Annotated in this window: 22 protein-coding genes; 13 read left to right on the top strand and 9 right to left on the bottom strand. The window is 36.4% G+C overall.

Translation table 11 applies throughout. The annotated features are described in order from the left end of the window. Position 1 precedes the first annotated feature (1 nt). The 4 genes from E4N78_RS09410 to E4N78_RS09395 are packed head-to-tail and all read left to right on the top strand — an operon-like array spanning position 2 to position 5998. Complete coding sequence (locus E4N78_RS09410; protein ID WP_255810302.1) at positions 2-715, top strand: tetratricopeptide repeat protein; 714 nt, start codon at positions 2-4, stop codon at positions 713-715. Between the two features lie 56 nt (positions 716-771). Then, the gene (locus tag E4N78_RS09405; RefSeq protein ID WP_255810301.1) at positions 772-1455 is read left to right on the top strand and encodes a hypothetical protein; all 684 of its coding nucleotides are present in this window, start codon (positions 772-774) and stop codon (positions 1453-1455) included. 50 nt (positions 1456-1505) lie between these two features. Continuing rightward, complete coding sequence (locus tag E4N78_RS09400; RefSeq protein WP_255810300.1) at positions 1506-2972, top strand: extracellular solute-binding protein; 1467 nt, start codon at positions 1506-1508, stop codon at positions 2970-2972. An 11-nt stretch (positions 2973-2983) separates the two neighbouring features. Then, positions 2984-5998 (top strand): EAL domain-containing protein, encoded by a 3015-nt coding sequence (locus tag E4N78_RS09395; RefSeq protein WP_255810298.1) that lies wholly within the window; start codon positions 2984-2986, stop codon positions 5996-5998. On the opposite strand, the gene rlmN is transcribed toward E4N78_RS09395, so the two are convergent. The 9 genes from rlmN to xseB form a co-directional block, all read right to left on the bottom strand. After that, positions 5972-7036 (bottom strand): dual-specificity RNA methyltransferase RlmN, encoded by a 1065-nt coding sequence (gene rlmN / locus E4N78_RS09390; protein ID WP_255810296.1) that lies wholly within the window; start codon positions 7034-7036, stop codon positions 5972-5974. The two genes, E4N78_RS09395 and rlmN, sit on opposite strands and share 27 nt — an antisense overlap. Beyond that, positions 7026-8234, bottom strand: a complete 1209-nt coding sequence (locus E4N78_RS09385; RefSeq protein ID WP_255810295.1) for a tetratricopeptide repeat protein — start codon at positions 8232-8234, stop codon at positions 7026-7028. Before E4N78_RS09385 ends, rlmN begins: the two co-directional genes overlap by 11 nt. Positions 8235-8276: 42 nt before the next feature. Next, positions 8277-8579, bottom strand: coding sequence for a hypothetical protein (locus E4N78_RS09380; RefSeq protein ID WP_255810294.1), 303 nt, complete (start codon positions 8577-8579; stop codon positions 8277-8279). Positions 8580-8865: 286 nt separating this feature from the next. Then, on the bottom strand, positions 8866-9117 hold the full coding sequence (locus E4N78_RS09375; protein WP_255810292.1) for a hypothetical protein: 252 nt from the start codon (positions 9115-9117) through the stop codon (positions 8866-8868). A 112-nt stretch (positions 9118-9229) separates the two neighbouring features. Next, positions 9230-10315 (bottom strand): DUF8086 family protein, encoded by a 1086-nt coding sequence (locus E4N78_RS09370; protein WP_255810291.1) that lies wholly within the window; start codon positions 10313-10315, stop codon positions 9230-9232. A gap of 25 nt (positions 10316-10340) precedes the next feature. Further along, entirely contained in the window at positions 10341-10718 is a 378-nt protein-coding gene (locus E4N78_RS09365; protein WP_002668289.1) for a RidA family protein, read from the bottom strand. A gap of 129 nt (positions 10719-10847) precedes the next feature. Then, positions 10848-13322 carry a hypothetical protein gene (locus E4N78_RS09360; protein ID WP_255810290.1) on the bottom strand — a complete coding sequence of 825 codons (2475 nt, stop codon included), beginning with the start codon at positions 13320-13322 and terminating at the stop codon, positions 10848-10850. A gap of 87 nt (positions 13323-13409) precedes the next feature. Beyond that, positions 13410-15209 (bottom strand): DNA mismatch repair endonuclease MutL, encoded by a 1800-nt coding sequence (gene mutL / locus E4N78_RS09355; protein WP_255810289.1) that lies wholly within the window; start codon positions 15207-15209, stop codon positions 13410-13412. Between the two features lie 11 nt (positions 15210-15220). Next, on the bottom strand, positions 15221-15457 hold the full coding sequence (xseB, locus tag E4N78_RS09350) for an exodeoxyribonuclease VII small subunit (RefSeq protein ID WP_255810288.1): 237 nt from the start codon (positions 15455-15457) through the stop codon (positions 15221-15223). A gap of 107 nt (positions 15458-15564) precedes the next feature. On the opposite strand from xseB, the gene E4N78_RS09345 reads away from it, so the two are divergent. From E4N78_RS09345 to E4N78_RS09305, 9 genes are all read left to right on the top strand, one after another. Further along, a complete protein-coding gene (locus E4N78_RS09345; protein WP_255810287.1) occupies positions 15565-16191 on the top strand; it encodes a hypothetical protein in 627 nt (208 codons plus the stop codon). Further along, positions 16181-17794: an ATP-binding protein gene (locus E4N78_RS09340; RefSeq protein WP_255812344.1), complete on the top strand. Its 1614-nt coding sequence runs from the start codon at positions 16181-16183 to the stop codon at positions 17792-17794. Before E4N78_RS09345 ends, E4N78_RS09340 begins: the two co-directional genes overlap by 11 nt. Positions 17795-18010: 216 nt before the next feature. After that, positions 18011-19858 (top strand): ABC transporter ATP-binding protein, encoded by a 1848-nt coding sequence (locus tag E4N78_RS09335; RefSeq protein ID WP_255810286.1) that lies wholly within the window; start codon positions 18011-18013, stop codon positions 19856-19858. After that, the gene (locus tag E4N78_RS09330) at positions 19855-21648 is read left to right on the top strand and encodes an ABC transporter ATP-binding protein (RefSeq protein ID WP_255810285.1); all 1794 of its coding nucleotides are present in this window, start codon (positions 19855-19857) and stop codon (positions 21646-21648) included. The genes E4N78_RS09335 and E4N78_RS09330 overlap by 4 nt, the downstream gene beginning before the upstream one ends. A gap of 56 nt (positions 21649-21704) precedes the next feature. Beyond that, the gene (locus E4N78_RS09325; RefSeq protein ID WP_255810284.1) at positions 21705-21968 is read left to right on the top strand and encodes a FeoA family protein; all 264 of its coding nucleotides are present in this window, start codon (positions 21705-21707) and stop codon (positions 21966-21968) included. Positions 21969-21991: 23 nt separating this feature from the next. Next, positions 21992-22216, top strand: coding sequence for a FeoA family protein (locus E4N78_RS09320; RefSeq protein ID WP_002668304.1), 225 nt, complete (start codon positions 21992-21994; stop codon positions 22214-22216). 3 nt (positions 22217-22219) lie between these two features. Further along, positions 22220-25054, top strand: coding sequence for a ferrous iron transport protein B (feoB, locus tag E4N78_RS09315; RefSeq protein WP_255810283.1), 2835 nt, complete (start codon positions 22220-22222; stop codon positions 25052-25054). A gap of 332 nt (positions 25055-25386) precedes the next feature. Next, positions 25387-26166, top strand: a complete 780-nt coding sequence (locus tag E4N78_RS09310; protein WP_255810282.1) for an IS110 family transposase — start codon at positions 25387-25389, stop codon at positions 26164-26166. Beyond that, the gene (locus tag E4N78_RS09305; protein WP_255810281.1) at positions 26117-26452 is read left to right on the top strand and encodes a transposase; all 336 of its coding nucleotides are present in this window, start codon (positions 26117-26119) and stop codon (positions 26450-26452) included. The genes E4N78_RS09310 and E4N78_RS09305 overlap by 50 nt, the downstream gene beginning before the upstream one ends. Positions 26453-26467 lie beyond the last annotated feature (15 nt).

The following is a 26467-nucleotide window of genomic DNA, read 5'->3' as shown; positions in this document are numbered from 1 at the left end:
AATGGCTTTAGAAGAAAATAAGGATTTGGCACAAAAGATCAATGATTTTTTGACAGCAAACAGAAAAATAGTACTTGTGCTTTTTGCTTTGGTTATAATAGCAGTAATGGGGGCCATTATTTGGTCTTATACAGTTGAAAATTCAAGAAAGACTTCGGTAACACAGGTCGAGAGAATAATTTATGATCTTGAAGAATTTAAGCAAGAAAATAAAGCCGAAGATACCGGTTCGGATACTGACAAAAAGACTTCAAATGCGGTAAAAGAACTGGAAGACAAATCCATTGAAGAATTAAAACTTCTTGGAGTAAAATATGCTAATTCCTATGCGGGTTTTAGAGCAAATACCGTAATTGCAGAAATATATTTTGAAAGAAAAATGTATGAAGATGCTTTAAAATTTTATGAACTGGCAGCAGATGCTGTAAAAAACTCTTATGTTGAAGGAATTGCATCTTTTAATGCTGCAGCTTGTGCGGATGAGTTAGGTAATAATGAAAAGGCTCTATCTTACTACGAAAGGGTTTCAAAGGTTGAAAATTTTCCGCTAATCCCTAGGGCTCTTTTTAATGTAGGCCGCTTGTATGAAGCTTTGTCCAAAAAAGATGAGGCTATACTTTCATATAATAAGCTTTTGGAAAAATATCCTCAGAACGAATGGGCTCTTCTTGCAAAGTCCCGCATAATTGTTCTTACAGGGAATGATACAAAATAGGACCGGCTGTGGGATAAATTGGAGAAATACCGATTTATCCTAGCATGAGGCTTTCTATGTTTAGGAGAATCATATTATTTGCAGTATTTGCTTGTATTTTTTTGTCCTGCGGTATAGATGATATTGTTTATTTGGAACCTCCTAAGTTAATCCATAGACCTACGGGGCATACTGATGAAAATAAAAAGTATTTTGAATTTGAGACTTCAGATAAAACTAATTTTCAATCAGCTTCCGGTTTTTTTAAAGGTTTTGAAATTTATTACCGTATTTATGAGTCAAAAAGAGATTGTGAAAGCGTAATAAGCAATATGGAAAAATACACCGAAACAAATCCTTCAAACTCTGTAAACTATTTGCTTTCTTCGTATAATTATAGGCTTTTAGCGCATTCCAATCATTCCTACCAAGACCGTCCGCTTATTAATGCTCCTTCTGCTGTTCCGCTTAATAATCGCAGTGTTAAATTCCGTATTGAAAATCTCAATTTTTTTCCGAATGATTTTAATGTGGACGGATCAACAGAGGGTAAGACGCAACGCCAAAACGGTGAAGACTTTAAGGATGCAAAAAAAGGGGACTATGATGTACAATCTTCAGCCGAGCCCTCATCCGATTCGTTTTATGTTGCAGTCTTTGCTGCTGCTTACGGTTTCGATACTAGTTTTAAAACCATTTACAGTGATCTTATTTCCTTAGGTTATGTTGAAATTAAAAAAAATACTTTACTTTCTCCATAATGCTTGTCCTTATATACATGTTATGATAAAATACACTCTACGAGGTTTTTATGAAAATCATAAGATTTGTTGTTATATGTTTACTTATATGCTCATCTACAGGCTGTACAAAAAAAAATATAGCTAAATATGATATAGAAAATGTTTTAAATAAAAATAATCCGGTAACAATAAATATTTGGCACTATTATACTGCATCGCAAAAAGATAAATTTGACGAATTAATCGAAAATTTTAATACTTCTGAAGGAGCCAAATATGGCGTTTATGCACAGGGTATAAGGAGGGCAGGAAATGCAAGCGAAATATCGGCTTTTCTTGCCGATGCTTTGGCTCAAAAACTTGGGGCAGATGATATTCCCGATATTTTTTCCGCTTATCCCGATACAGCTTATGAATTTAATGTGCAAGATCTCTTATTAGACTTATCCGATTTTTTTACGGAAAAAGAAAAAGAAGAATATGTAAAAGGTTTTTTATATTCCTCCGGATTCGGAATAAAAAATGAAATTAAGCTTTTTCCTGTTGCAAAATCTACCGAGATTTTAATTTTAAATGAAACTGCATGGAAACCTTTTACAGAAGCCATGGGTGTTTCTTACAATGATTTGATTACATGGGAGGACTTGGTAAAGACCGCAGAATTATATTATAAGTGGACCGATTCGTTAACGGATGCGCCTAATGACGGTAAGCCTTTTTTTGGACGGGATGCTCTGAGTAACTATATTTTAACCGGAACCTATGAACTCGGTAACAGCATTTTCAATGTTTTAGAAAACGGGGATGTTGATTTTGTCTTCGATAAAAAAGTTCTGCGTACCTGTTGGGATAATTATTATGTTCCATTTGTAAAAGGTTTTTTTACTGCAAAAGGAAGATTTAGGAGTGATGATTTAAAAACCGGAGATATCATTGCCTGCATAACATCAACTTCTTCTGCAATATATTTACCGTCTAAAGTCATAGATGCTTCAGGTAATTTTACTCCGGTTGATTTGCACGTTTTACCCCTTCCGCATTTTAGAAATGCAAAGAATAAAGCTATCGTTCAGCAGGGAGCCGGCATGGCTGTACTTAAAAGTAATTTAAAGCGTGAAACAGCCTCTGTCCTTTTTTTAAAATGGCTTACAAATATGCAAAAATATTCGGAATTTGCAGTTTCTACGGGATACTTGCCTGTAAAGAAAAAAGAGCTTGAGCTTGAAGCTGTTACATCAGCTTTTTGCAGTAACAATATCTGTGTTTTGCCTGTTGTTCAAGATTCTCTTAAAGTCAGTTTAGAAGCAATAAAGTCTATAGATCTTTATTTTCAACCTGCTTTTAAGAATTCGGATAAGGCAAGAAATCTTCTTGCCGATTTATTACAGGAAAAAGCAAAAGAAGATAGGGCTAAGGTTCTTGAAAGCATTAAAGCCGGAAAAAGTTATGAAGAAGCTTTAAATGAATTTCTTAGCGATAATGTTTTTGAAGAATGGTTAAAAAAACTTAAACAAAATTTATATGATTTAAAATAGTTGGAGAAACAATGAAAAAAAATCGAAAGCAGCAAAAATATTCCACCTCAATTTTGTCACGGATTTTAGTTCCTATGATTTTTGTATTTGTTATTCAGGCAGTGGTAATGGTTCTGATGTTTTTAAGCTCGGATATTATTAAAAAATCAAGCGACAATGCCTACGGAGTTTTAAGTGAAAAAGTTTTAAACCGTAAAATTGTTATCGAAAATGAAATGCTTAACAGATGGACAAGAATTGAAGATTTGCATGAAAATGTTTTAAATGTAATTCAAACCGAATTATCCCAAAATAATATTGAACTTGATCAGCTTGCAGATAAACCTAATTTGCAAAACCGTATTCTCGATACCCTCTTGCCTCAGCTGATCTATATTATAAGACGCAACTATGTTACAGGTGCCTTTTTAGTCATTGATGCACCTGCTCCTACAGTAAAAACGGATGAATTTTTTTATCCCGGCTTATATATTAGAAATGATGATCCCTCTTCTTATTCTTCAAGTAACGACGATATTCTTGTATCAAAAGGACCTGCGGAGGTTGTACAAAATCATAATATTGCTTTAGGAGTGGATTGGTCGCCTTTTTTTACTATTTCTCCTAAAAGCAGCGAGCTTGCCTATAGGTATTTTACTGCACCCATCACTGCAGCATTAAAACATCCGAATGAACAGGCTAGAAATTTAGGTTTTTGGAATACCTTGTTTAAACCGGATTCTTTAAGTGATGAGGTTATTACATATTCAATTCCTATAATGGATAAACGAGGAAATATTTACGGAGTTATCGGTATAGATGTGTCTGCAAGGTATGTTCAGTCCTTTTTAAATTTTGATGAGCTGGATATTTCTAAACAGGGAATATATTGTATAGCTATTCATGATCGTAATGACAATAGTCAAACATTTTCGCCTATACTGTTTAATAGTGCTGCAAATAATGTGAAAGTGAATAATATTCCGGTTTTTAAAAATATCAATAAAAAAGATAGAACCCTTGATACGTTTGATGAAGGGCGGGAAGTTACAGAAAAGTATTCTTTGGCTATTGAACCCTTTCATCTGTATCAAAATAACACAATGTATGAAAATCAAGAGTGGGTTTTGATAGGATTGACTCCCGAAAGCAATGTACTTTTATTTTCAATAACCCTAAAGAAAATATTCTGGAAAGCTATTCTTGTTTCAGGCTTTTTGTTTTTATCCGGTTTATATTTATCGAGTAAACAGATTTCCGATATGTTTAAAAAGGTTGTAGTAAAACTGCAAAACAGTGATCCTCGAAAAATAGTAAACATCGAAAAGATGAATATAAGAGAAATTGATACCCTCATTCTTGCTATAGAAAAACTGAGTGCCAGTGTTTTTAATGCGGCTTCGCGTGTATCTACAATTATAGAAAAGCTTCAAGTTCCTATCGGTGTTTTTGAAGAGAATATGTTGATGGGAACGGTATTTTGTAATTCTATTTGGTTTAAATTATTTAACCTTCAAGACCATTCAGGGGATTCCGTTTTAAAGACGGAGGAATTTTATAGTCTGCTTGAGTATTATGAATTTTATATACATGAAAAGGATGATACCAAGACTATCTATGCTATTCCTACAGAAGAACATGGAAAAGTCCGCTGGATAAGATTTGTGCAGATGAAGGAAAATGATAAGGTGCTTGGTATTGCAGTTGATATTACTAAAGAAGTTGAAGACCGTAAAAAGTTTGAGCTTCAAATGAATTATGATGAGCTGACAGGTCTTTATAATAGATATGCTTTTGACAGAAAAGTTGCCGAAATATTAAAAAAACAAGATTTAGGTATATGTGCTCTTGTTATGTGGGACCTTGATAACTTAAAATATCTTAATGATTCTTTCGGTCATGTATATGGCGATATGCATTTAACATCTTTTGGAAAAAAACTTGCAGCTCTTCAGCAAGAATACTGTATTGTGTGCAGGCACTCAGGAGACGAGTTTTATACATTCTTTTATTGTTTTTCGACGTCTGATGAAATAAAGCTTATTTTGACTTCCTTTTGGAAGGAAATACAGGAAACAAGCATAATGCTTCCCAATGGTGAAAATTCAAAGTTACGCGTTTCTGCCGGTTTGGCTTGGTATCCTTACGATGCGGACAATCAAGCCGATTTAGTTAGATATGCCAATTTTGCAGTATATGAGGTAAAACACTCTTTTAAAGGTACTTTACACGAGTTTAATTTGGATGTTTATAAAAAAAATTATATAATGATTCATGGTACTGAAGCTCTTAATCAGATGCTGGAAAGAAATTTGATAGAATATGCTATGCAGCCCATAGTCATTTCCGGTACGGGTGATGTTTACGGATATGAAATGCTGATGCGCTCTTCAGTTCCCGAATTTAAAAATCCTGAGGATGTTTTAAGATTGGCAAAGGCTCAATCTAAGCTTCATAAACTTGAAGAACTTACTTTTTTTGGTGCTATGGAAACTTTTGTAAAAAAGATAGAAAACGGTGAAATATCTAGAGATGCAAAAATATTTTTAAATACCATAAGCTCTCAAGTTCTTTCCGATGCAAAATTTTTGGAATTTGAAGAAAGGTTTAAGCCCTATCTTTCAAATATTGTTTTGGAAATTACGGAGTCGGAACCTCTTAATACAAATTTTTATGAGATAAAAAATGAAAAAATACGCAGTTGGAATGCTATGGTTGCCATAGATGATTTTGGAAGCGGTTATAGTAATGAGTCATCTCTTTTATTTTTATCGCCTAACCTAGTAAAAATCGATATGTCTATAGTAAGGGATGTTCATAAGAGTCTTGATAAGCAAAATGTGTTGGAAAATCTTGTTTCCTATGCAAAAAAGCGTAATATAATAATATTGGCAGAGGGTGTTGAAACGATAGATGAGATAGATGTTCTACTGCGTTTTGGTGTAGACTTGTTCCAAGGTTACTTTTTTGCAAAGCCTTCTTTTGATATTGCTCCCATACCCGAAGAAAAAATACAGGAATTAAATAGAATTTTCTCTATCTATTAGGCTGCTCTGTTTTGCTGCAGCGGAGCCTAACTGACCGCAAGCTCCTCCTATTTTTTGACCTCTTTTTTGCCTTGTACTTATGTTTAGTCCCGCTTTTTTTAGATAGTTTTCAAATACACGGACTTCGGCTTCCGATGGCCTTTTAAAATTCAAACCTTCTACAGGATTCCATGGTATCAAATTTATAAAACATTCAAGGCCTTTTGAAAATTCTATTACTTGTTCAGCTGCTTTTTTATCGGTATTTATCCCCTTCATAAGGGCAAGTTCTAAAGTAACTCTTTTATTTGATTTTGAGTTAAAATATTGTATTGCTTTTTTTAAATCCGCCAGAGGATTGGTTTTATTAACGGGCATAAGTTCGGTTCTCAGCTTTTCATCAGCCGTTGTCAATGAAACGGCCAGTCTTACTTCAGGTCCCTTATCGGCCATCTCATTAATTCCTTTACATATACCTGATGTAGAAATAGTTATGCGCCTTTTAGAAAGATTTCTCCCTTTAGGATGAGAAAGGATGTTTATGGCCTTATCTATTTCGGGTAAATTCAGCATGGGTTCACCCATTCCCATAAAAACTATATTATCTAAGTTTCCTGCTTCTTGTTCTAAATATAAAAATTGTTCTATTATTTCTGAGGCTGATAAGTTTCTTAAGAATCCGATTTGTCCGGTCTTACAAAAAGCACAGTTCATAGGGCAGCCGGCTTGGCATGAAACGCATGCGGTTTTTCTATGTGATTTATCTGTAAGCAAGACCGTTTCGACAACCGCTCCATCGTATAGCTCTATAGCTAATTTTATTGTGCCGTCCGGATCCTTTAATGTTTCTTTTACTTTTGTGGAAAATAAAGAAAATTTTTCGTTAAACTGACGGCGCATATCTAAGGATAGGTTAGTCATATCGCCGAAGTCTTTTGCTCCGCAAGCTATCCAGTGAAAAATCTGGTCAGCCCTGAATTTTTCTTTTAAACCGCAAAAATCCTGCAAATTTTCAGGCAACATACCTGAAAGAGCTACATCGTTTGCTTTATTGGCCATTTTTTGTTAATTCGATCAGCAGGTCTGTAATCGTTTGATTTTTTATTCCCGTCTTCTGAAAATCCATTAAGGTGTCGATGGCTTTTGGTTTTTCTTTTTTTTCTATGTAGCATTGAGCCAGTTCAAGGTATACCCTATAGTTTGTATCTTCAGTATCTTTTAAATGGGTGAGTGTAGTAATCGCCTGATCATATTTTTGCTGTAATTTGCATAATATTGCAAGTCCCAGCATTGCATATGAATCAAAGTCTATATCGAGAGCTTTTTGATAACATTCTTTTGCTTTTTCAAAATTATTCATGTTCCGATAAGCATCTCCGATACGGGTTAAAATTACCTTGTTATTTGGATCCAGCTCCAGTATCTTTTTCCAATATACTATTGAATTATATTGTTGATTTAGACCTCTATAACAGTCTGCAAGCCCGAAAAGACCGTAAAAATTATCCGGAGCACGCTCAAGAGCTCTTTCAAAATAATATACTCCTCTATCAAAGAGCTTCATTTTTCGATAACAGTTTCCTATAGAAGTTAAGATGCGGATATCTACCAATTCACCGCTTGACTCCATCACTTTTTCCCAGTATACGAGGGCTTCACGGTATTTTTTAAAGTCATAATTGAGATGTCCTAGTCCTATCAGAGCGTATGCATTTTTAGGAGAATTTTCCAAGACCTTGAGATAGAGCTTTTCGGCTTTGTCGAAGTCCTTAGTTTTTCGATAAGCATCAGCTACCCGCGTTAGGACAGTTATATTTTTGTCATCAAATTTGAGATACTCTTCCCAGATAGAGATTGCTTTTGAAAACTGATTCATTGATTTATAGCAGTCTGCAAGGCCGAAAAGTGCATAATTATTACTTGGATGATGCTCCAGGCATTGTTTATAGAATTTTATAGCTTCATTGAATTTATTATTTTTACGCTCCGAGTCTCCCAAACCTACCAGCGCATAGTTGTTTTCCGGATCCAATTCCAGTATTTTTTTAAAGACATTTATAGCTTCTTCAATGCTGTTATTTTTTAAAAGAGAGTAAGCTTGTTTTGATAGTTCTGAAATTTCTATTTGGTTTGTATTTTCTGGGGATACGTTTTTTTTCGAAAATACGTCTTGATTTATAAATTCGGGTTCATCCATCTGATTTTTTTCAAAGTCTAGAGATTCTTTGAAGATATCTTCATCTTTTATGTCTGACATTTTTCCTCCATAACTATATTTATTATCATAGTTTACCAAGTTTTAAATTAGCATTTGTATAATGCTTGCCAATTGATCCAGCAGAATACTCTCTTTATAGGTATTATGTGCCAGATGATAAAATTTTAATGCTTTTAGCTTCTCATTTTTATTTGCGTAATAGTCCCCAATCCTTGAAAGACCATCAGAATATCCTGTTGTAATAAAAATTCTTTCTGCTGCATTTATATCATTTTTATTGTAAAGCTCGTTGCCTCTGCGATTTAGCTTAGCTTTTTGCTCTATAGTTAAGGTTTTAAGCGGGTGTTCAGTAGTTTTTATAAAGCCTTCATTAACTTTTTGCAATATTTTTTCCTTTAAATTACTTACAATAAAACCAAAGTTTTTATATTTACTATACGGCTATCTTCATACATTAAGCCGTTCAAATTTTAAATAAACTCGACTAAAAGTTACATTAAATTAAAACAACACATATCGCTTACCTGCTTATATCTAAACCGGAATAAACATGCTTAAGCTATTATAACCTGTGCCATAATTTGACTCAACAACTAATAGAAGAAAAAATACAGCCAAAGAGTAGAATTTAGCTCCTGCTCTTTGGTTTGTATTTAAACTGCTTTTAGTTTTATTCGTCGAAGTCGTCGTAATCTAAGTCGTCGTCCTCATCGTAATCGAAATCTTCATCCTCGAAATCGTCGTCCTCATCAAAATCTTCATCATCAAAGTCATCATCATCAAAGTCTTCGTCGAAATCGTCATCAAAGTCATCATCGAAATCGTCCAAGTCCTCATCAAAATCATCATCGAAGTCATCATCATAAGAATCACTGAAAATTAAGGAAGTTCCTAGTTTTTCAAGTTCAAGATCTTCAATCATAAATAACCCCTCTTATTGTTATTGGTTTATATCTAACATTATAATAGATGAGAGCTTATATTTTTGTCAACTAGATAATATGGAATTTACGCTTTTTTATTTAAATTTTATTTTATTGAATCTTGTGTATAAGTATACCGCTTCTTCCAACCTCAAAAAAAGATTGTTCTTCCCATGCAGAAATTATAGTATCTTTTTCTAGTACAAAGTAGGTATAGACAAAGCCTTCGGGAAGTTTAGGCAGGTTTAGTTCTTTCCATTCCTGTGTTTGAGGCTCAAAACAAAATAATTCACCCGTTTCCAAAAGAACGGCTTTAACCATATTTTCTGTCTTAAATTTACAGATTGAGGCGGTAATTTCAAAGCTGCCTTTGTATGAGTCTTTAGAATTTTGGTAAAAGATTATTTGTTTTGTATTTAAATCCTCCGAAAAGCATTCGGCCTTTATGTTTTTTTGAGTCCGGCTTAAAATTTTCCATATTTCGTCTTTATCGGATAAAACAATGATAGGTGAAGATGCATTTATAAATTCTTCTTGGTTTATTTTGGAATAGTTTCCCTTTAATAGATCCTCAAAAGAAGAAAAGGAAAAATAGTCAAAACTGACATGATTGTTTTTTTCCGTCTTAAAAGCCGCAAACCAGTTTTTGTTGAACTCCAGAGCCGATAACTGCGAAGTATTTTCAAGATTAAATGTTTGAGGATTGATGAGACTTAAAAGCTCTCCGTTTACGCTATTATAGCGTAAGAGGCTTGAAGGGCTTTCATCCTGAAGAATGGAGGAAAAGATGGTATTTGTATATAATCTTATAAGACTTCCGACGTCCGTTCTATAAAAACCGTCCGCTGTTTTTGTATAAAAATCGCTTTTTATTTCTATTATAGGTTCTTCTTCAATGGCAAATGCAGGTAAAATCCCTGCCTTATTTACAAGAAAGAGGGGCGGATCATACATCAGCCCTAGGCCCGACACTCTTAGAGCCTCTGTCCACGGCCTAAAGTCTTGCTCGGGAACTTTTTCGGGAGAATCCGCTTTTTTTAAACATGGAGTTTCCGATTCTTCATCTTGAGTAAAATAATACCAGACCGTGCTTACAGGTTCGGTTTCTGCTTCGGCTTTTTCTGTTGAAGAGGCTGTTTCAGGTTCGGCCTCTTTGTTTGCACAAGCGGCAAATAAGAGAACCGAAGCCAGAAGCACAGGAAAAACCCGTACTTTAAATAAATTATGCAAGGGCAATTACTTCTATTTCGACGAGGGCGTCTTTAGGAAGACGGGCAACCTGTACGGCCGATCTTGAAGGATGGTTTGAAGAGCCGAAGATTTCTGCATATACTTCGTTCATTGCAGCAAAGTTATTCATATCGCTTAAAAAAACGGTGGTTTTGATTACCTTGTCGATGCTTGTTCCGGCTTGTTCTAAAATTGCCTTTACATTAAGCAAGGACTGGCGTGTCTGAGCTTTAATTCCTTCGGGGAAGGCTCCTGTGGCAGGATCCAAGGGGATCTGTCCCGATGTAAATACAAAACCGTTTGCCTTAATTCCCTGAGAATAGGGGCCGATGGCTGAGGGTGCCTTGTTTGTTGCGATAATTTCTTTCATATCTAGTACTCCTAAAAATAAAATTTTATGCGTTTATTTTAATCGTTTAAGGCCTCATAGTCAAGCACGGAATTAGCAGCCTGCTGATGCAAGCTGCATAAGCTAACATAGGCTAACATAGGCTCATACCTATTCCCATTTGAACTGTCCGCTTGTGTAGTTAAGCTCTTTTGAAAATTCTGCATCCGTATCCTTAGATTCGTCGTATTGCCATTGGTCTGGGCCGCTGGTTTTGTTGAAAAACACTAGCTTGTTTAACTGGGTACATTTTTGGGTTTCAGTTTTCTTACCCTTATAGCCGTCGGAGGCTATTACCATCTGATTATCGCTTGTCTTGATAAAGCGGCAGGGGGCGTAGTCCTCCTTCAATTTGTCTATAGTCCCTGAAGGCCATAGATTTGTCAGGGGCGAGGTTTGTATATTACCGCTTAAACTTTCCAGCCTTAATAAGCTTCCTCCTACCGATACCTTTGTTGTATATGGACTATCCAATCTTCCCTTATATTGGGCTGTTAAAATATATAAAGCTCCGTCTTTAATATACATGTCGTTAATAGTTTGTTTGTGATATGTGTTTGGATTTCCGGCACCTGTAGGTGTATTGGATATTATTTCTTTTAATGTATTAATAGTACCTTCATGGTTATATTTTTTTATTTGTATGCTATAGTTATTCTCTGTGTGATTAAGCAGAGCTGCAAAGAGTCCATCCGAATTGGCTGCTAAAGCGGTACAATCGGTTTTTATTGAGTGACTTTGGTGAGGTATATTAACATTATAATTGGTATCATTTTGGGCATCTTTAAAATTATTATAGGTAAATGTCCATTTCGATATTTTGTTTACTGTTGATTCCTTATCATATACAAAATATAGCTTTCCTGTTGTGAGATCGGATGCATCTACAGCCATAGCTTTAGCTGCAACATCCTTCAATAAATTTAGAACAGCCTCATCACCTGAGACTTCATAAGAACCATCATCTTTTAATTTATATCTTTTTACCTTATAAAATTTGGAACTATGTTGATATAGTAAAATATATAAGTTGCCTTTTTCATCATGGCAAAAAATATCTGTAGGTTCACCGTGAGAAGATGTATTATCCATTTGAGAGCCTAATATATTAGGATTGCTGCTATCTACTTGGTAATAATCAAAGCCTGTTCCGTTTTTGGTCCATATTATCATCTTTCCCGGTGAGGGAGGTGTCGGAGGTGTCGGCGGGGCTGCTTCCTGCTTTTCTTCAAACCAAGTATGTTCTGTAGGCTCGAAGCTTAAAGCACCTGAGACTGTGTTAAGGCTTGCAATTCTGTTTTTGTTTTTTTCTACTTCTGCATGTGATGTTCCGGTTTGTAATTTATATCCGTCATCGGCTATGTAGATTGTTTCGTCTTCGAAGCCTATTATTTTTGCTGCACCGTAAAAGTCTGAAGCTTCGTCAATATGGGCAATATTGTCCGTTCCTGAGGCGAGGGATTGCGAAAAGCCTAATTTTCTTGCCGGTGCTAAATTTCCTCCATCGTTGTATGTATATTCTAAAATTCCGCCCAAGGAATAGGCTCCATTGGTTAAATCACTTGAAAATGCAGAAAAAAGCACATAGAGTTTGTTCCTGTTTACAAAAATATCCATGGATTTAAAGTTGCCGGCAGGAATATAACTTGAATTTATTTTAACCAGATTCTTAAATAAATCTAAACTTTGTATTGGGTGCCCCGATATTTCTGTTCCGTTAAAATTATAAGAGTGTAATTTATTGCTGTCATCGATGATAAAGCTAAATTTATCATAAATAGCCATCCGGCTGATCTTATCGCCTGACGGATTTTGAAAATTTGAAGGGATTACTATATTTGTGGTGGTTGTACCGTCAGTTTTGTGAAGCTTATTTTCTGTACTTTGTTTATCCAAAACATAGATATCTCCGGTTGACCTGTCGGAAAATATTTCGGCCTCATCTCCTGTCAGGCTTGATGTGAGCGGGCTATGAGTGTAGGCTGTATCTTCTGCTCCTTCACTTGTAAAGCGTTTTATTTTCCAGTGCGAAGAATCTTTATAAATAAAGTATAGCCTGCCCTTAGAGTCTCGGGCAAAGCCGGGAGTGCCGCTTACCGGCGTCGAAGCATTTATGCCGATATCGGAACCGTTTTCAAATCTGAGTTTATGGCTTACTGAGGCTCCTGAGCTTCCCGCATATCCTATTGAAAATTCTATTTTTTTATTACTCGAAGCTATTTTGTTTAGCTCCAATATGATATTATTCGTGCCTTGAGTAACGGTATGATTTACGGAAGCCTTCCATGAGGCTGAGAGCACCGATAAGCGGGCTTTTATTTTTAGTTTTTCTCCTATAGGAAAGTTTTTAGAAAAAAACTTAGGGGTTCCTGCTTCAAATTTTTTTTCGATTATTCCGCTCCTTTCCCCTATTATTTGCAGATAAAGTTCCGAGGATGCAATTTCGGGAAGGCCGTTGCTTCCTATAGCCCTTGAAGATGATCCTTCAAGATCGATTAAAAGCTCTCCATATTCATCTTGCATAAAAAAATTACAAGAACTAAAACATAAAAAAATAAACAAGACTAAAGACAGTAGTTTTTTCATATACCCTCTATAAAGTTAGAAAATCAATATTTCGTAAAAATTTATAGATTCATTTTACATTAAAATGTAATAAAAAACAAGCCGAAGTTAAGTTCGCTTTATCCGTTTAAAAAGTTCCGTGCGGTCGATTATAAAATAGAGGGGACGTCCGTGGGGGCAGAGCGGTTCCGGGAGGGCGAAGGTTTTAACCGCTATATTGTATGCAGAAACGGGGTCGATTATGTCGCCGTCCTTGCAGGCGGCACGGCAGGCAGATCTTGCAAGGATGTGGTGCATGAGTCCTGAAGGATCCTTACCTGTACCTGCAAGGTCTTCTTTTAAGTCCTTTTCCGTGCCGTGCCATCTTATGGGAACCGCCCTTATAATCCAAAGTCCTTTTTTTTCTTCACTTATATTAAAGCCTGCTTTTTGAAGCTCTTGGAGGTTTAACCTTATAATTTCATCATCTTTTTCGGATTCCGTTTCGATGCGGTAAGGAATTAAAAGCTCCTGCGAGGGGCCGAGGCTTTTTTTTAGGCCTTCAAAAAGAATACGCTCGTGGGCGGCATGTTGGTCTATTATATAGAGAGCATTGTTTTTTTCGACAGCGATAAAGGTGCCGCAAAATTGGCCTAAAAATTTAAAATCGGATTTGGGGAGGTCTTGCGGAGGTGTCTGCACTCCATGAGCAACTTGCGATATTTCCTGAAAAGCTGCCGAGGCTTCAATCTGCCTTATGGGGGAGGCCGGCCAATAGGTTTTTGTGCTGTTCTGCCTATAGTCGGAGGTATTGCTCTGCCGATAGTTTTTTGTGCCGGCCGGATTATAGCTTTGGTTTAAATCGGCGGCTTCATATTCAGTTTTTTCAAAATCAAAGCCTCGCGTATATTCAGGCTGGTAGCTTTCCTTTAAAAGATCGGAAACCGTTTTTTGTTTATAAAAGGAGCTTATGGTTGAGCTTAGGCTGTGATGAATTTCTTTATAGTCTTCAAATTTTGCTTCCCTTTTTGCAGGATGAATATTGAAGTCGACTCTTTCGGGATCTACATTTAAAAACACAAAGGCTGCGGGAAAGCCTCCGTTGGGAAAATAGCCTTCCGATGCATAGCAAAGGGCTTGAACAAGACCGTATTCGTTTATCCGCCTTCCGTTTACAAAGATGTAGATATTCCGCTTGTCGGAGCGGACAACTGCGGGGCTTCCTAAAACTGCTTTAAAAGAAAAGCCGTCTCCTTCTTGGTTTATCTCGTAAAAAAGCTCTTCAGGTTCTTTAAGGCCCATGGCTGCAAGGCATCTTTCTTTTAAGGATGAATGAGCCGGAAGAATTAGCTTATTTATTCCGTCCGCTATATAACGCATTTCTATATTGTAGTGGGGGAGGGCCTTTTCGACAAAGGTCTGACGGCATTGGGCTGCCTCATATTGAGGGCGTTTTAAAAATTTTTTTCGGGCAGGGAAGTTTTCAAAAAGATTTTTAACTTCGACTGTTGTGCCCTTATTTAGGCGTGCAGGAGAAATCTTTCCTAAGGAAAGTTTCCAAGCTGCGGGGCCTTCGCGGGTGGAGGTAATTTCGAGGGAGCTTACCGCCTGCACCGATGAAAGAGCTTCTCCCCTAAAGCCCAAGCTCCGTAAGTGAAGGAGGTCTTCAGCCTCTTCTATTTTGCTTGTGGAATGGGTATGGGTACAAAGTTCCAAATCTTCCCTAGTCATTCCGCAGCCGTCATCGCTTACCCTTATTGCACTTATTCCGCCTTCTTCTATTTCTACTATAATTTGAGAGGCACCCGCATCTATCGAGTTATCCAATAGCTCCCGCACAACAGAGGCCGGCCGCTCGATAACTTCTCCGGCGGCTATTTTGCTTGCGGTTTCTTTTGATAAGAGTTTTACGGGCTTGTATTCTCTCATGCGGGCTTCCTTTAAACGGTTTCCGTTATCGTAAACAGATCGAGTTCCGGTTCTTCTTCAGGCAGTACGGGCTGGTTTAATAAGACTTCAATCTTTCCTTCCATTTTTTCTATATCTTTTTCAAGCCCTTTGGCAAGCTTTATGCCTTCTTCAAAAAGAGAAAGAGCCTTTTCCAAAGGAATATCGGAGGAGCGTATGTCATCGCTTATCTTTTCAAGTTTTTCCAGTCTTTCTTCAAATTTTTTCATAGACAAATACTATCCTTTTTTTTGATGAGGGTCAAGTCTGCTTTATAAAATCGGATTGACTTTTTTTTTAAATGAGATATAATAAGGATGTGAGGAGAGTATAAGATATGAAAAAAAATTATTTCCTTTTTATTTTTATTTTAATGATTCTTTTTGTAGGTTGTTCTACACTTCCTAGGAATTCTTTACATTCTCAAACTATTGCTAAAGAAAAGAGAACAAAGACTCTTGAGTCTGATTTTGATGTCTTATATACGCTAAGCTATAATTTGACTCAAAAAGCTAAGGATGATTTTGTCTCGATTGAACTTGATTCTCTTTTATATAAGGCCCGTCTTGATTTTGATTCTTATACTTCGTTTAAGTCAATCCTTGAATCTTTTTTTAGGATAGTTGAAACTGCAAAAAAAGATAATATAAGAAATGGAGCCGGCTTCTTAGGTTCTACGGAATTATACTGCTTTATACATTCTAAGATAGATGAAACTATGGAGCGCTTTTTGATTATAGGCGGAAAAGAAAATCATTTGGAATTCGGCTTTTTATTAAAAGAAAATCAGGCTTATCTGGTTTTAAATTCGTTTAGCGCTAGGCCCATTAATCCCAAAAATGATTTTATAGTTTCTTTTGAGAGTGTTCCTATAAGTCTTGAAGATGCAAAGCTCTTATATGATTTTATATCGGATGAAGATGCCCTTGAAAAGATTAGAGGAATTGACCATGATGAACTTTAGCCGAAAGCTGCCTATAGGTGTACAAAGTTTTAAGGTATTACGGGATGATAATTATCTCTATGTCGATAAGACCGAATATGTTTATAGATTGGTATCTTCGGGCCGTGTCTATTTTTTAAGCCGTCCGAGGCGTTTTGGAAAAAGTCTTTTTCTTTCTACTCTTGAAGCTTATTTTTTAGGGCAAAAAGAATTGTTTAAGGGGCTTGCCATTGAAAAGCTCGAAGAGTCGGAAAAAGAAAATCGAGAAACCTGGCTGGAATATCCCGTTTTATATTTGGATCTTAATCTTGCAAAATATGAAACAAGGGAAGACCTTGAAAGCGTTTTAAATAATCATCTTTGCAGATGGGAAGAATTATATGATAAGAGCAATTCTGAAAATACTCTGGCAGAGCGTTTTTTCGGCATTATACACCGTGCATACAAAAAAACCGGAAAGCAGTCCGTTATCCTTATAGACGAGTATGATAAGCCCCTTCTTCACACTATGTGGAAGGATGCTGCCTTAAATGAAATCTATAAGACAATTCTTAAAGGTTTTTTCGGAGTTATAAAAACAGCCGACCAAGCAATACGCTTTGCCTTTTTAACCGGAGTTACCAAATTCAGCAAGGTAAGCATTTTCAGCGATTTAAACAATCTAAATGATATAAGTATAAATCCGGAGTATTCAGCTATTTGCGGAATAAGTCAAAAAGAATTAGTAGAAACCTTCCGCCCCGAAATAGAAACCCTAGCCGAAAAAAATGAATTAAGCTATGAAGATTGTGTTTCGGCCTTAAAGAAAAGATATGACGGTTATTGTTTTTCTTATGGAACGGAAATGATGTATAACCCATTCAGTCTGCTCAATGTCTTTTTTTCAAAACAATTTGAAGACTATTGGTTTGCAACAGGCACTCCGACCTTTTTGGTAAATGAATTAAAAAGAGCGGACTACAATATTCCCGACTTGGACGGAAACGTAGAGATGAATTCTGCATTTTTATCCGATTACAGGGCAGGTGTGGACTCGATTATACCCGTATTGTTTCAATCGGGTTACTTGACTATAAAAGGCTATGATAAAGAATATAAGATGTACTTGCTGGGCTTTCCGAATGAGGAAGTGCGTTACGGCTTTTTGTATAATCTTTTACCTGAATATTCGAATATAAATTTTACAGATACCTCTTTTAATGTTGTTCAGTTTACAAGGGATTTAAGAGCGGGAAAGGTAGATGAGTTTATGCAAAGATTAAAGTCGATAATGGCAAGCCTCCCCTACGGTACGGAAAAAAAAGACAGCAATGAAAGCATCGCCTTGAGGGAGCATAATTTTCAAGTTTGCATTTACTTGGTTTTTGCCTTGATGGGACAGTTTGTCGAAGTGGAAACTCCTTCATCTACAGGAAGAACCGATTGCGTTGTAAAAACAGAAAAGGCTGTTTACGTCTTTGAGTTTAAGCTAAAGGAAAGTGCGGAAGATGCCTTAAAACAAATCAAAGAAAAAAACTATACCGAAAGGTACAAGGCTGAAAATAAAAATATAGTTCTTATAGGTGTAAGTTTTGATTCGGAAGAAAAAACCGTAAAAGAGTGGATAAGCGAAACATTGACATGATTTATAGATTTTGATAACATGTATCAAAGATTGTAATTTTTAATAGATATAAAATGAGAGGAAAATAAATTGAATAAATAGACAAAAATAGCCGCCGATTACAGATTTTAAGTTTCTTTTAAAACTAGATAACTTCTAAAAACTTCGGTTTTGAGGAGTGCTGTAATGGTGTGCCTTTTAAGTTGTAAACTTTTTTCTTTTGTCTAGGAGTTCAATATGTTAAAGAATTTTATTAAGTGCATCTGCACTGTTTTTAAATACGGAGCCTTTCCGGCTGTAGTCTTATTTTTTCTTTCGGTTTTTACGGGACTGACCCTTCCTTTTACGGTTTTATATACTCAAAAACTAATCGATTCTATAATTTTATTTTTAAAAGAGTCTGTTGTTTTGTCTTCCGTTTTATGGAATGCCGCTGTTTTAGCCTTCACCATTCTTTTTATGAATCATGTTAATTTTATAAGCAATATAGCCTTTATCTATCTTGAAAAAAAATTGACTTATAATTTATCCGAAGCTATTTTAACCAAGATGCTTAAGATAGAATTTGCATGTTTTGAGGATGCTGCATTACACGATGCATTAAAGGAAATTAGGAGCCGGCCTGCAAAAAAGGTTATAAATCTTTTTAAAGAATGTAGGGCATTCCTTTGTGATAGTATAAAACTTTTTGGAATGGTTTTTATATTTGCAAGGGTTTCTCCTTGGCTGAGTTTGGGCTTTTTGGTTTTTTTAGTTTTGGATTTTATAAACGAATATATTGCAACAAAAAAAATCCAAGCTATCTATGCTTCTCAAGTTTTTGATGAAAGAGAACTTGAAGATTTAAGCTCCCTCCTTTCAAATAAGGATGCCTTACCCGAATTAAAAATATTTTCCGCAATTCCTTTTATCGTAAAAAAATGTAAGGATAAGTATAAGGTTTTATTAAAGGAAAGAATATCGATTACCCTAAAATCTTACCGCTACATGGGGATTGCTTCCGTAATAATGATAGCATGGTTTTCTTTTTTAATCTTTGTTTTGATTAGGTTAATTATAAGAGGACAAGTGTCTGTAGGAATGTTTACAGGTCTTATAGCTTCAATAACGGAAATTTATTATTTGCTTGTATTTATGTCTCAAAGTTTTTGGGGCTTGATTGATGATAATAAGAGTATCGGCTTTTTGTATACATTTATGGACCTTCCCCATGATATTCATTATAACAAGATGCGGCATGGGGAAAAAATTTTAGAACAAAATATTTTAGAACAAAACATTTTTGATAAAAAAAATGCAATCATTTTTGAAAATGTTTCTTTCCATTATCCTAATTCTAAAAAAGAAGTTTTAAAAAATATTTCTTTTAGGATAGAAGCGGGAGCTCACATTGCCTTGGTAGGAAAAAACGGCAGCGGAAAAACAAGTTTGATAAAACTGATTGCAGGACTTTATAAGCCTTCAGCCGGAAATATCTTTATAGGTTCAAAAAACATAAACTCTCTTTCCCGCGATGCTCTTCATAGGGAGTTTAGTGTTGTGTTTCAAGATTATGCAAGCTATCAGATGAGCCTGCGTGAAAATGCAGCACTGGGAAGCATCGAATTTTTAAATGATGATGAACACCTAAAAAAATCCCTTGCCCTTATTTCCGATGATCCTGTTTTTGATGATCTGGATAAGCATCTTGGAAAATTGGAAGAATCGGGAACGGAGCTTTCGGGAGGACAAAACCAAAAACTTGCAATTGCGAGGGCTTGTGCCGCTAAAACTAATTTTATAATTTTTGATGAGCCTACGGCTTCCTTGGATCCTTCAGCCGAAAAAGAAATGTATCAAAATCTTCAAAAAATTATAGGTACTTCCAATAGGGGGCGGGGCTGTATTTTTATCTCGCACCGTCTTGCAAGTGCAAAAATGGCAGACATCATTTTTGTGCTCAATGAAGGAAGAATAATAGAAAAAGGCTCCCATGATGAACTTATAAAAAACGGCGGCCTTTATTCTAAAATGTACAAGGAGCAGGCCTCTTGGTATAAGGATGAGCCTGACACTAAAAAGGTTTTTATGAGAGGAAATTTATGAAAAATAATTATCTATATCGTTCTTTTAAATTTACTTTTGGGGTAAGTCCCGTTTCACATATTTTTGTTTTAATTGAAGAGATTTGGCAGGCTTTGTTTCATTCTATTGCAGCTCTTCTTTTAAGCGGTTTTATTGACACCGTTATAGCTTATTCTCAAAAAAGGGTTGAAGCAAAAAGTCTTTTACTTTATGCTTTGAGTTTTGCCTCCCTTTATGTCTTACAGGAATTATGGGCACTTGTTTATAACGGCACAATGAATATCGGAATGTATGAAAAACCGAATAATTATGCCAATCTTTTAATTGCCGAAAAAGCTTCACGCTTACGCTTAATCGAATTTGAAGATGCAAATATTTTAAATATGTATAAGTATGCTAAGGATAACATAGAAAACGAATATGTGTCTTATCTTGTAATGCGTATGATTTATATTTTTTGCCGATTTATCGAAATAGCTTCTTTAACATTTGTAATAAGCAAATTCGATTGGCGGCTTTTCTTTGTTGCAGGCATTTCGGTTATTCCTTATTTTATTACCCGCCTTATCCGCGGAAAAGAAATGTATAAATATAAATCGATTCAAATTCCTGAGGAGAGAAAATTGGATTATCTTTGGTCTCTTTTTACGGACAAGAGTGCGGGAAAAGAATTACGGATTTCAAGATCCGATGAGTACATAAAAGAAAAATGGCTTAAAAAGAACAAGGAAGTTTTTGATCCCTTTTGGAAGTTAAAGAAAAAAGATGCCTTTTCCGTTTTGTTTTGCGACATGCTTTCTTCTCTCGGATATGGAATTGCCGTTTTTATCTGTCTTTATCTTGCCTTAAATAAAACAATCAGTATCGGAAACTTTGGAGCGGCCATCGGTGCTTTTACTATGATTCAGTTTTGTATGCGGAATCTTTTGGAAGCCTTAGGCTCGATTTCAATGTATGCCGCCCATACAAAACATTTTTTCGATTTTTTGGATTTACCCGAAGAAGCTCCCGCCGAATCTAACGAATCGTCCGCCGAATCTAAAGATTCGGCTTGTAGTTTAAAAAATTGCATCGAATTGAAAAACGTTTCTTTTTCATATCCGAATAAAGATAAAAAAGCCATTGAGGATATAAATTTTTCCATTAGAAAAGGAGAAACAATAGCTCTTATAGGAGAAAACGGTTCGGGTAAGACAACTCTTTCTAAAATTATTTTAGGGCTTTATGAGGCAGACGAAGGTTCCGTTTTTTGGGACGGTACCGATTTAAATTTTCTTGACAAGGATGCTCTTTATAAAAATATTTCTCTTACTCTTCAAAAGCCTGTTCAATATAATTTTAGTTTGAGAGAAAATGTTGCAATTTCAGATTTGAGCAAGATAAACGAAGAGGTAAAAATTATAGAAGCTTTAAAGGAAAACGATGCCGATTATCTTTTAGAAAAGACAGGCGGTTTGGACGGAAGACTGGGGCGTATTTTTAATGGAGCTGAACTTTCAGGTGGAGAATGGCAGAGGCTTGCCCTAAGCCGCTGCCGTTTTAAAAATGCCGATTTTTTAATCCTTGATGAGCCGACCTCGGCCCTCGATCCTATCGAAGAAAGCCTTGTGCTAAAACGCTTTATAAGCCTTATCAAAAACAAAACCGCTGTAATTATCTCGCATAGGGCGGGCCTGTGCAGGCTTGTAGACAGGGTTGCCCTTATGAAAGAGGGCAGGCTCATAGCTTTAGGTACCCATGACGAGCTTTTTTCTTCTTGTGAGGAGTATAGGATGCTTTATTCTGCTCAGGCTGATTTGTACCGAGATTAAAACTGAATTTTTAATTTTTTTTCATTTATGCCTTGATTAAAATAAAAAAATAATGTATGGTCGTTGCAACATTTTGTGAGAGGTTGCTGACATTGGTACCCTTAATTATTTTAAAGGAAGGCGACAAGGCCTCCGTACTTAAATTTGACGGAACGGGGGCCGAATTTTCCCGCCTTCGCAGTTTTGGAATAGATATAAATACGGAAATAACCGTTGTTACTTCTCAGGCCGATAAAAAAGGTCCTATTTTGCTTTTGGTAAACGGTTCAAAATATGCAGTAGATTATAATCTTGCTTCTAAAATTTTGGTGCGTTTATAGTATTGAGGAGATTGGAGATTTAAATGACTCTTGATGAATTGGAACAAGGAAAAAAAGGAATCATAGAAGATCTTGAGATAAGCGGAATGACTTTGCAAAGGCTTATAAGTCTTGGGTTTACCCCCGGAGCTGAACTGTCGGTTGTAAGAAAGGCTCCGCTTTTAGATCCCTTTGATATTTCCATCTGCGGTTCGCTTGTTGCAGTCCGCAAGGATGAAGCTAAAAAAATCATTGTAAAAGAAGTTTAGAATATGAAAAAGGAAAAAATAAATATTGCTTTTGCCGGTCAGCCTAACTCCGGTAAGTCAACCCTATTTAACATGATGACGGGAGCTCATCAGCATGTTGCAAACTATCCGGGTATCACTGTCGAGAAAAAACCGGGAGAGTATTTTGCTCTTGACCAATCGGTTTTTATTACCGACTTGCCCGGGACTTACAGCCTTACTTCCTATTCACCGGAAGAAAGAGTAAGCCGTAATTTTATCCTCCGTGAGAAGCCCGAGCTTTTGGTAAACATTGCCGATGCCTCAAATTTGGAAAGACATCTTTACCTGACATTCCAGCTTTTGGAAATGAACTGTCCTATTGTTATGTACTTAAACAAGATGGATTCTGCAAAAAATGCAGGCTTACAAATCGATGTCGATAAAGTTTCTTCTCTCTTGGGTATTCCGATAATAGCCGGTTCGGCCAAGAAAAAAGAAAAAGTAAACGAATTAAAAGAGCTTATTTCAAAAACGGCTGAAAGCTCCGAACCGCAAAATCCCTTTATGCTTACCTACGGTAAGGATATGGAATCCTATTTGGAAAAAATTGTTGAAAAATTAAAGAATTCTGCAAAGGACGAATTTTTTTCTATTCCATTAAGATGGCTTGCAATCAAGCTTTGCGAAAAGGATTCCGCAGTTATTGAAGAAGAGGGTAAAAATTTTACAAACTTTGATTCCATTTTAACTTTTATAAAAGAAATTGAAGCCGAGCACAAGGAAAAACATAAGCACAGCTTTGAAATAGAAATAGCTCTTGCCCGCTCCGCTGCGGCAAAAAAAATTGTTGAAGCTGCGGTTTCAAGAAAAGAGCTTGAACAAAAAGCCGTCGAGTCCTTAAATATTAAAAGAAAGATTACCGAGGTTATTGCCGCCCTTATTCTTTGTTTTGTAACCTATGAAATTTTGGATTCCCTCTTTTTGCTTTTGCCGATTCCTATCTTTGCAAATAACATTCTACGCTTGATTCTTAGCTTAGCCGGAGCTTTTGCCTTTACTGGAGGAGCTGCTCTTATCTATACTAAAGGCAGTTCAGGCAGTATAAATTCAACCGACAGAATCGACAAAGTGCTTTGCCACAAGGTTTACGGCCTTTTGATTTTGGTTGAGCTTGTTTTAGTCTTTTATTGGATAACGGTAGTTTTGGGTTATAAGATGACCGACAAGGTTTTCCCGATATTTAAATTTGTCAGAGCAATAGTTTCTCAGCTTATTTATCCTGAAGGACTTATAAACGAGGGTCCATTAAGAGGTTTGTTTTTAAGCGGGATAATTGATGGGGCAATAATGATTTTAAACTATGTCCCAATCTTTTTCTGCTTGTTTGCCCTAATTGCTTTTTTGGAAGATGTCGGCTACATGGCCCGCCTTGCCTTTATCATGGATAGGATTTTACGCAAGTTCGGTTTACACGGACAGTCAACCCTTCCTATGATTCTCTCGGGTGTTATAATGGGAGGCTGCGTTGTTCCAGGTGTTATGTCCACAAGGACAATCAGAGATGATAAGTCAAGATTGGTAACGATTCTTATCCTGCCCCTTCTTAACTGTATGGCGAAGATTCCTTTTTATGTTTTAATTACGGGAATATTTTTTACAAGTTACCAATGGATAGTTTTAGGCGGAATTTCCTTTTTTACATTGATAGTTGCCCTGATTGTTGCAAAATATTTCAGCCTCTATGTTGTTCACGGCAAACCTGAACCCTTTGTACTTGAGCTTCCGGCTTATAATATGCCGACCCTTAGAGGTGTTTTAACACGCACCCTTGAACGCTTATGGAGCTTTATAAAAAAAGTTGCAACGACTGTAGTTGCCGTTTCAGTTATAATTTGGGCAGGCGTAAATTTCCCCTCATTGAGCTCGGAAAAAACTGCTCAATATGAAGCAAGAAAAGCTGCTTACATTCAGGACTTTGCAGGAAAATTAAACAATTCCTATTCCCAATATTTTGCTTCCGAAAAGGGATTTATAGAATATCAGCGTTTAACCGAAAAGCTTTATTTGTATGATGCCATAAATTGGTTAGGCGGAGCTAAGGGTATGGAAAAGAATGTAAATAGATTGTTTTTACAAAATCCCGAAATGACAAAAATAGCCTTAAAAGGAAAAATTGAACTCGGCAGTAATATAGGAGCTTTTAAAAATTATTTTGATATGTATTCTTCCGCAAAAAAAGATTTTGATAAGGCATACAATGATGCTCAAGAATTTCAAAAGCCTATTTTAAAGGCTTCATTTTATGCTTATTGGCAAAAGCTGAATCCTTACTTCTTTGCCATTGTCAGAACCGGAAAAGTGAAAATTTCAGGCACAGCTGTAATCGATTCCGAGGCCGCTGCCGCTGCAAAGGCTATACGCCCTGCAAGTGCGGACCTAAAGCTTATCTCCGTACAGCTGCGTAAAGAAACTTTGGAGAACTCCGTTTTGGGATATCTGGGAAAGGCAATGGAACCCGTTACAAAATATGCGGGCTTCGATTGGAAGGTAAATATCGCAATTCTGGGTTCCTTTGCCGCAAAAGAAGCTCTTGTTTCGACCTTGGGTACCATTTACAGTGTTGAGTCTTCAAGCGAGGATTCGGGTAAAGTTTTGGAAGCCCGCATTCAGGATAAGGAAACGGGATTGACCCCATTAGACGGTCTTACCATTATGATTTTGATAGCCCTTTTCCCGCCCTGTATTGCTACCGTTATGGCAACAAAGACCGAGACACAGAGTGTGGGTTGGACGCTATTCAGTGTTATGTATCCAGTGGTCCTGAGCTCGCTGGTTGCCGTCCTAGTTTTCCAGCTGGGAAGATTGTTCGGCTTTTGATTGTAAAAGAAATTTAAGTAAAACTTCTAAAGCTGCGGTTTTTAGAGGTTCACATTTAGAATTATAAATTTTATGGGAGGTATGATAAAATAGTAAACAAACAAACGGTAATGTGATAAACTGAACTAAAAAGAAGTTCAGTGGAAACCAGGCAATAGTTCGTCATGTTTAGTGGAGGCAATGACCTCCGAATGGGAGAATGAAGAGCTTTTGCCGCATCATACAGTAGTCGTTAAAGACTGAATGGGAGATTGGAATATATTACCGAAAAGACTTTCCGCTGAAACACAAAGGGAGGGAGGTCGAAATGACATTTTTTTATTGGCGTGGATTTGCACAAAACACAGTTTACAGTTCATGTAAGAACGGAAGAAAGGTCTGAAACCCTAAATCAGATAAGACAATATAAAACTGATGACAAAGGTTATGCCGACTTTATGACAAGAATAAAAGCTTACAAAGAAATCGGAGCTGTTGTAAAAATTGGAGTTGAATCAACAGGGAACACCCGTTTTTTCAAACACGAGGTAGAAAAAGCCGGAGCAGAAGTTACAGTCATAAATACTTTGAAGTTCAAGGTTATAACTGAATCTGCTAAAAAAACTGATAAGCATGATGCTTGTACAATTTCAGAGTTTCTTTCAAAAGACATGCTACCTGAAAGCTATCTTTGCAGTAAAGAAACTGAAAATATGAGGCGGCTTTTAAAGTCTAGGGAAAGGCTGGTTCGCTCGATAGTAGGTCAAAAGAATGAAGTTCATGCTCTTTTGGTAAGTATGGGGCTAAAAGATGAAAGCAGGAGCCTACAAAGTAAAAAAGGACGCCAGAGAGTTCTGGACGTCCTTGAGTCGAATAACGACAACGTGCTCGAGGCACAATCAGTACAACTGATGTTTGAAATTATAAGGCAAATGGAAGAAAGTGTCAAGATAATAGAAAAACAACTTACAGAATTGACAAAGGATGATCAAATGGTAAATCGTCTTTTGAGTATACGAGGTTGTGGAAAGATAACGGCATGGACTATAAGAGCCTATACTGAGGATATGGGAAGGTTTGCAAGTGCAAAAAAAATATGCAGCCTTTTGCGGACTTGTTCCATGGGTGTCTGATTCTAATGAAAGTATTAGGCATGGAAAAATTACGAAGCGAGGCCCGCAGGAATTAAGAGTGAGCTTTGTACAATTGGTAATGGGTATAAGACGTTGCAAAGATACTGCCTGTTGGCGTTTAATGCAGCGTTATGAATATATGAAAACACATAAGGGCAGCGGAAAGTCAATCATAGCCGCTGCGAGGAAGTTGGCAGAGATTGTATGGGCAATGCTCAGCAATAAAGAAGATTTTGACTGTGAAAAGATGAAAGGAACATACAACCGTATGAATCTTGCAGTTTAATTTTTATCTGCCATC

It is taken from the genome of Treponema denticola (assembly GCF_024400535.1).
Lineage (GTDB): Bacteria > Spirochaetota > Spirochaetia > Treponematales > Treponemataceae > Treponema_B > Treponema_B denticola_C.
This window is presented reverse-complemented; position numbering and strand designations above follow the sequence as displayed.

Coding starts and splice junctions, on each gene's coding strand:
- E4N78_RS09410 (WP_255810302.1), top strand. CDS start 2: ATGGCTTTAGAAGAAAATAAGGATTTGGCACAAAAGATCAATGATTTT.
- E4N78_RS09405 (WP_255810301.1), top strand. CDS start 772: ATGTTTAGGAGAATCATATTATTTGCAGTATTTGCTTGTATTTTTTTG.
- E4N78_RS09400 (WP_255810300.1), top strand. CDS start 1,506: ATGAAAATCATAAGATTTGTTGTTATATGTTTACTTATATGCTCATCT.
- E4N78_RS09395 (WP_255810298.1), top strand. CDS start 2,984: ATGAAAAAAAATCGAAAGCAGCAAAAATATTCCACCTCAATTTTGTCA.
- rlmN (WP_255810296.1), bottom strand. CDS start 7,036: ATGGCCAATAAAGCAAACGATGTAGCTCTTTCAGGTATGTTGCCTGAA.
- E4N78_RS09385 (WP_255810295.1), bottom strand. CDS start 8,234: ATGTCAGACATAAAAGATGAAGATATCTTCAAAGAATCTCTAGACTTT.
- E4N78_RS09375 (WP_255810292.1), bottom strand. CDS start 9,117: ATGATTGAAGATCTTGAACTTGAAAAACTAGGAACTTCCTTAATTTTC.
- E4N78_RS09365 (WP_002668289.1), bottom strand. CDS start 10,718: ATGAAAGAAATTATCGCAACAAACAAGGCACCCTCAGCCATCGGCCCC.
- E4N78_RS09360 (WP_255810290.1), bottom strand. CDS start 13,322: ATGAAAAAACTACTGTCTTTAGTCTTGTTTATTTTTTTATGTTTTAGT.
- mutL (WP_255810289.1), bottom strand. CDS start 15,209: ATGAGAGAATACAAGCCCGTAAAACTCTTATCAAAAGAAACCGCAAGC.
- xseB (WP_255810288.1), bottom strand. CDS start 15,457: ATGAAAAAATTTGAAGAAAGACTGGAAAAACTTGAAAAGATAAGCGAT.
- E4N78_RS09345 (WP_255810287.1), top strand. CDS start 15,565: ATGAAAAAAAATTATTTCCTTTTTATTTTTATTTTAATGATTCTTTTT.
- E4N78_RS09340 (WP_255812344.1), top strand. CDS start 16,181: ATGAACTTTAGCCGAAAGCTGCCTATAGGTGTACAAAGTTTTAAGGTA.
- E4N78_RS09335 (WP_255810286.1), top strand. CDS start 18,011: ATGTTAAAGAATTTTATTAAGTGCATCTGCACTGTTTTTAAATACGGA.
- E4N78_RS09330 (WP_255810285.1), top strand. CDS start 19,855: ATGAAAAATAATTATCTATATCGTTCTTTTAAATTTACTTTTGGGGTA.
- E4N78_RS09325 (WP_255810284.1), top strand. CDS start 21,705: ATGGTCGTTGCAACATTTTGTGAGAGGTTGCTGACATTGGTACCCTTA.
- E4N78_RS09320 (WP_002668304.1), top strand. CDS start 21,992: ATGACTCTTGATGAATTGGAACAAGGAAAAAAAGGAATCATAGAAGAT.
- feoB (WP_255810283.1), top strand. CDS start 22,220: ATGAAAAAGGAAAAAATAAATATTGCTTTTGCCGGTCAGCCTAACTCC.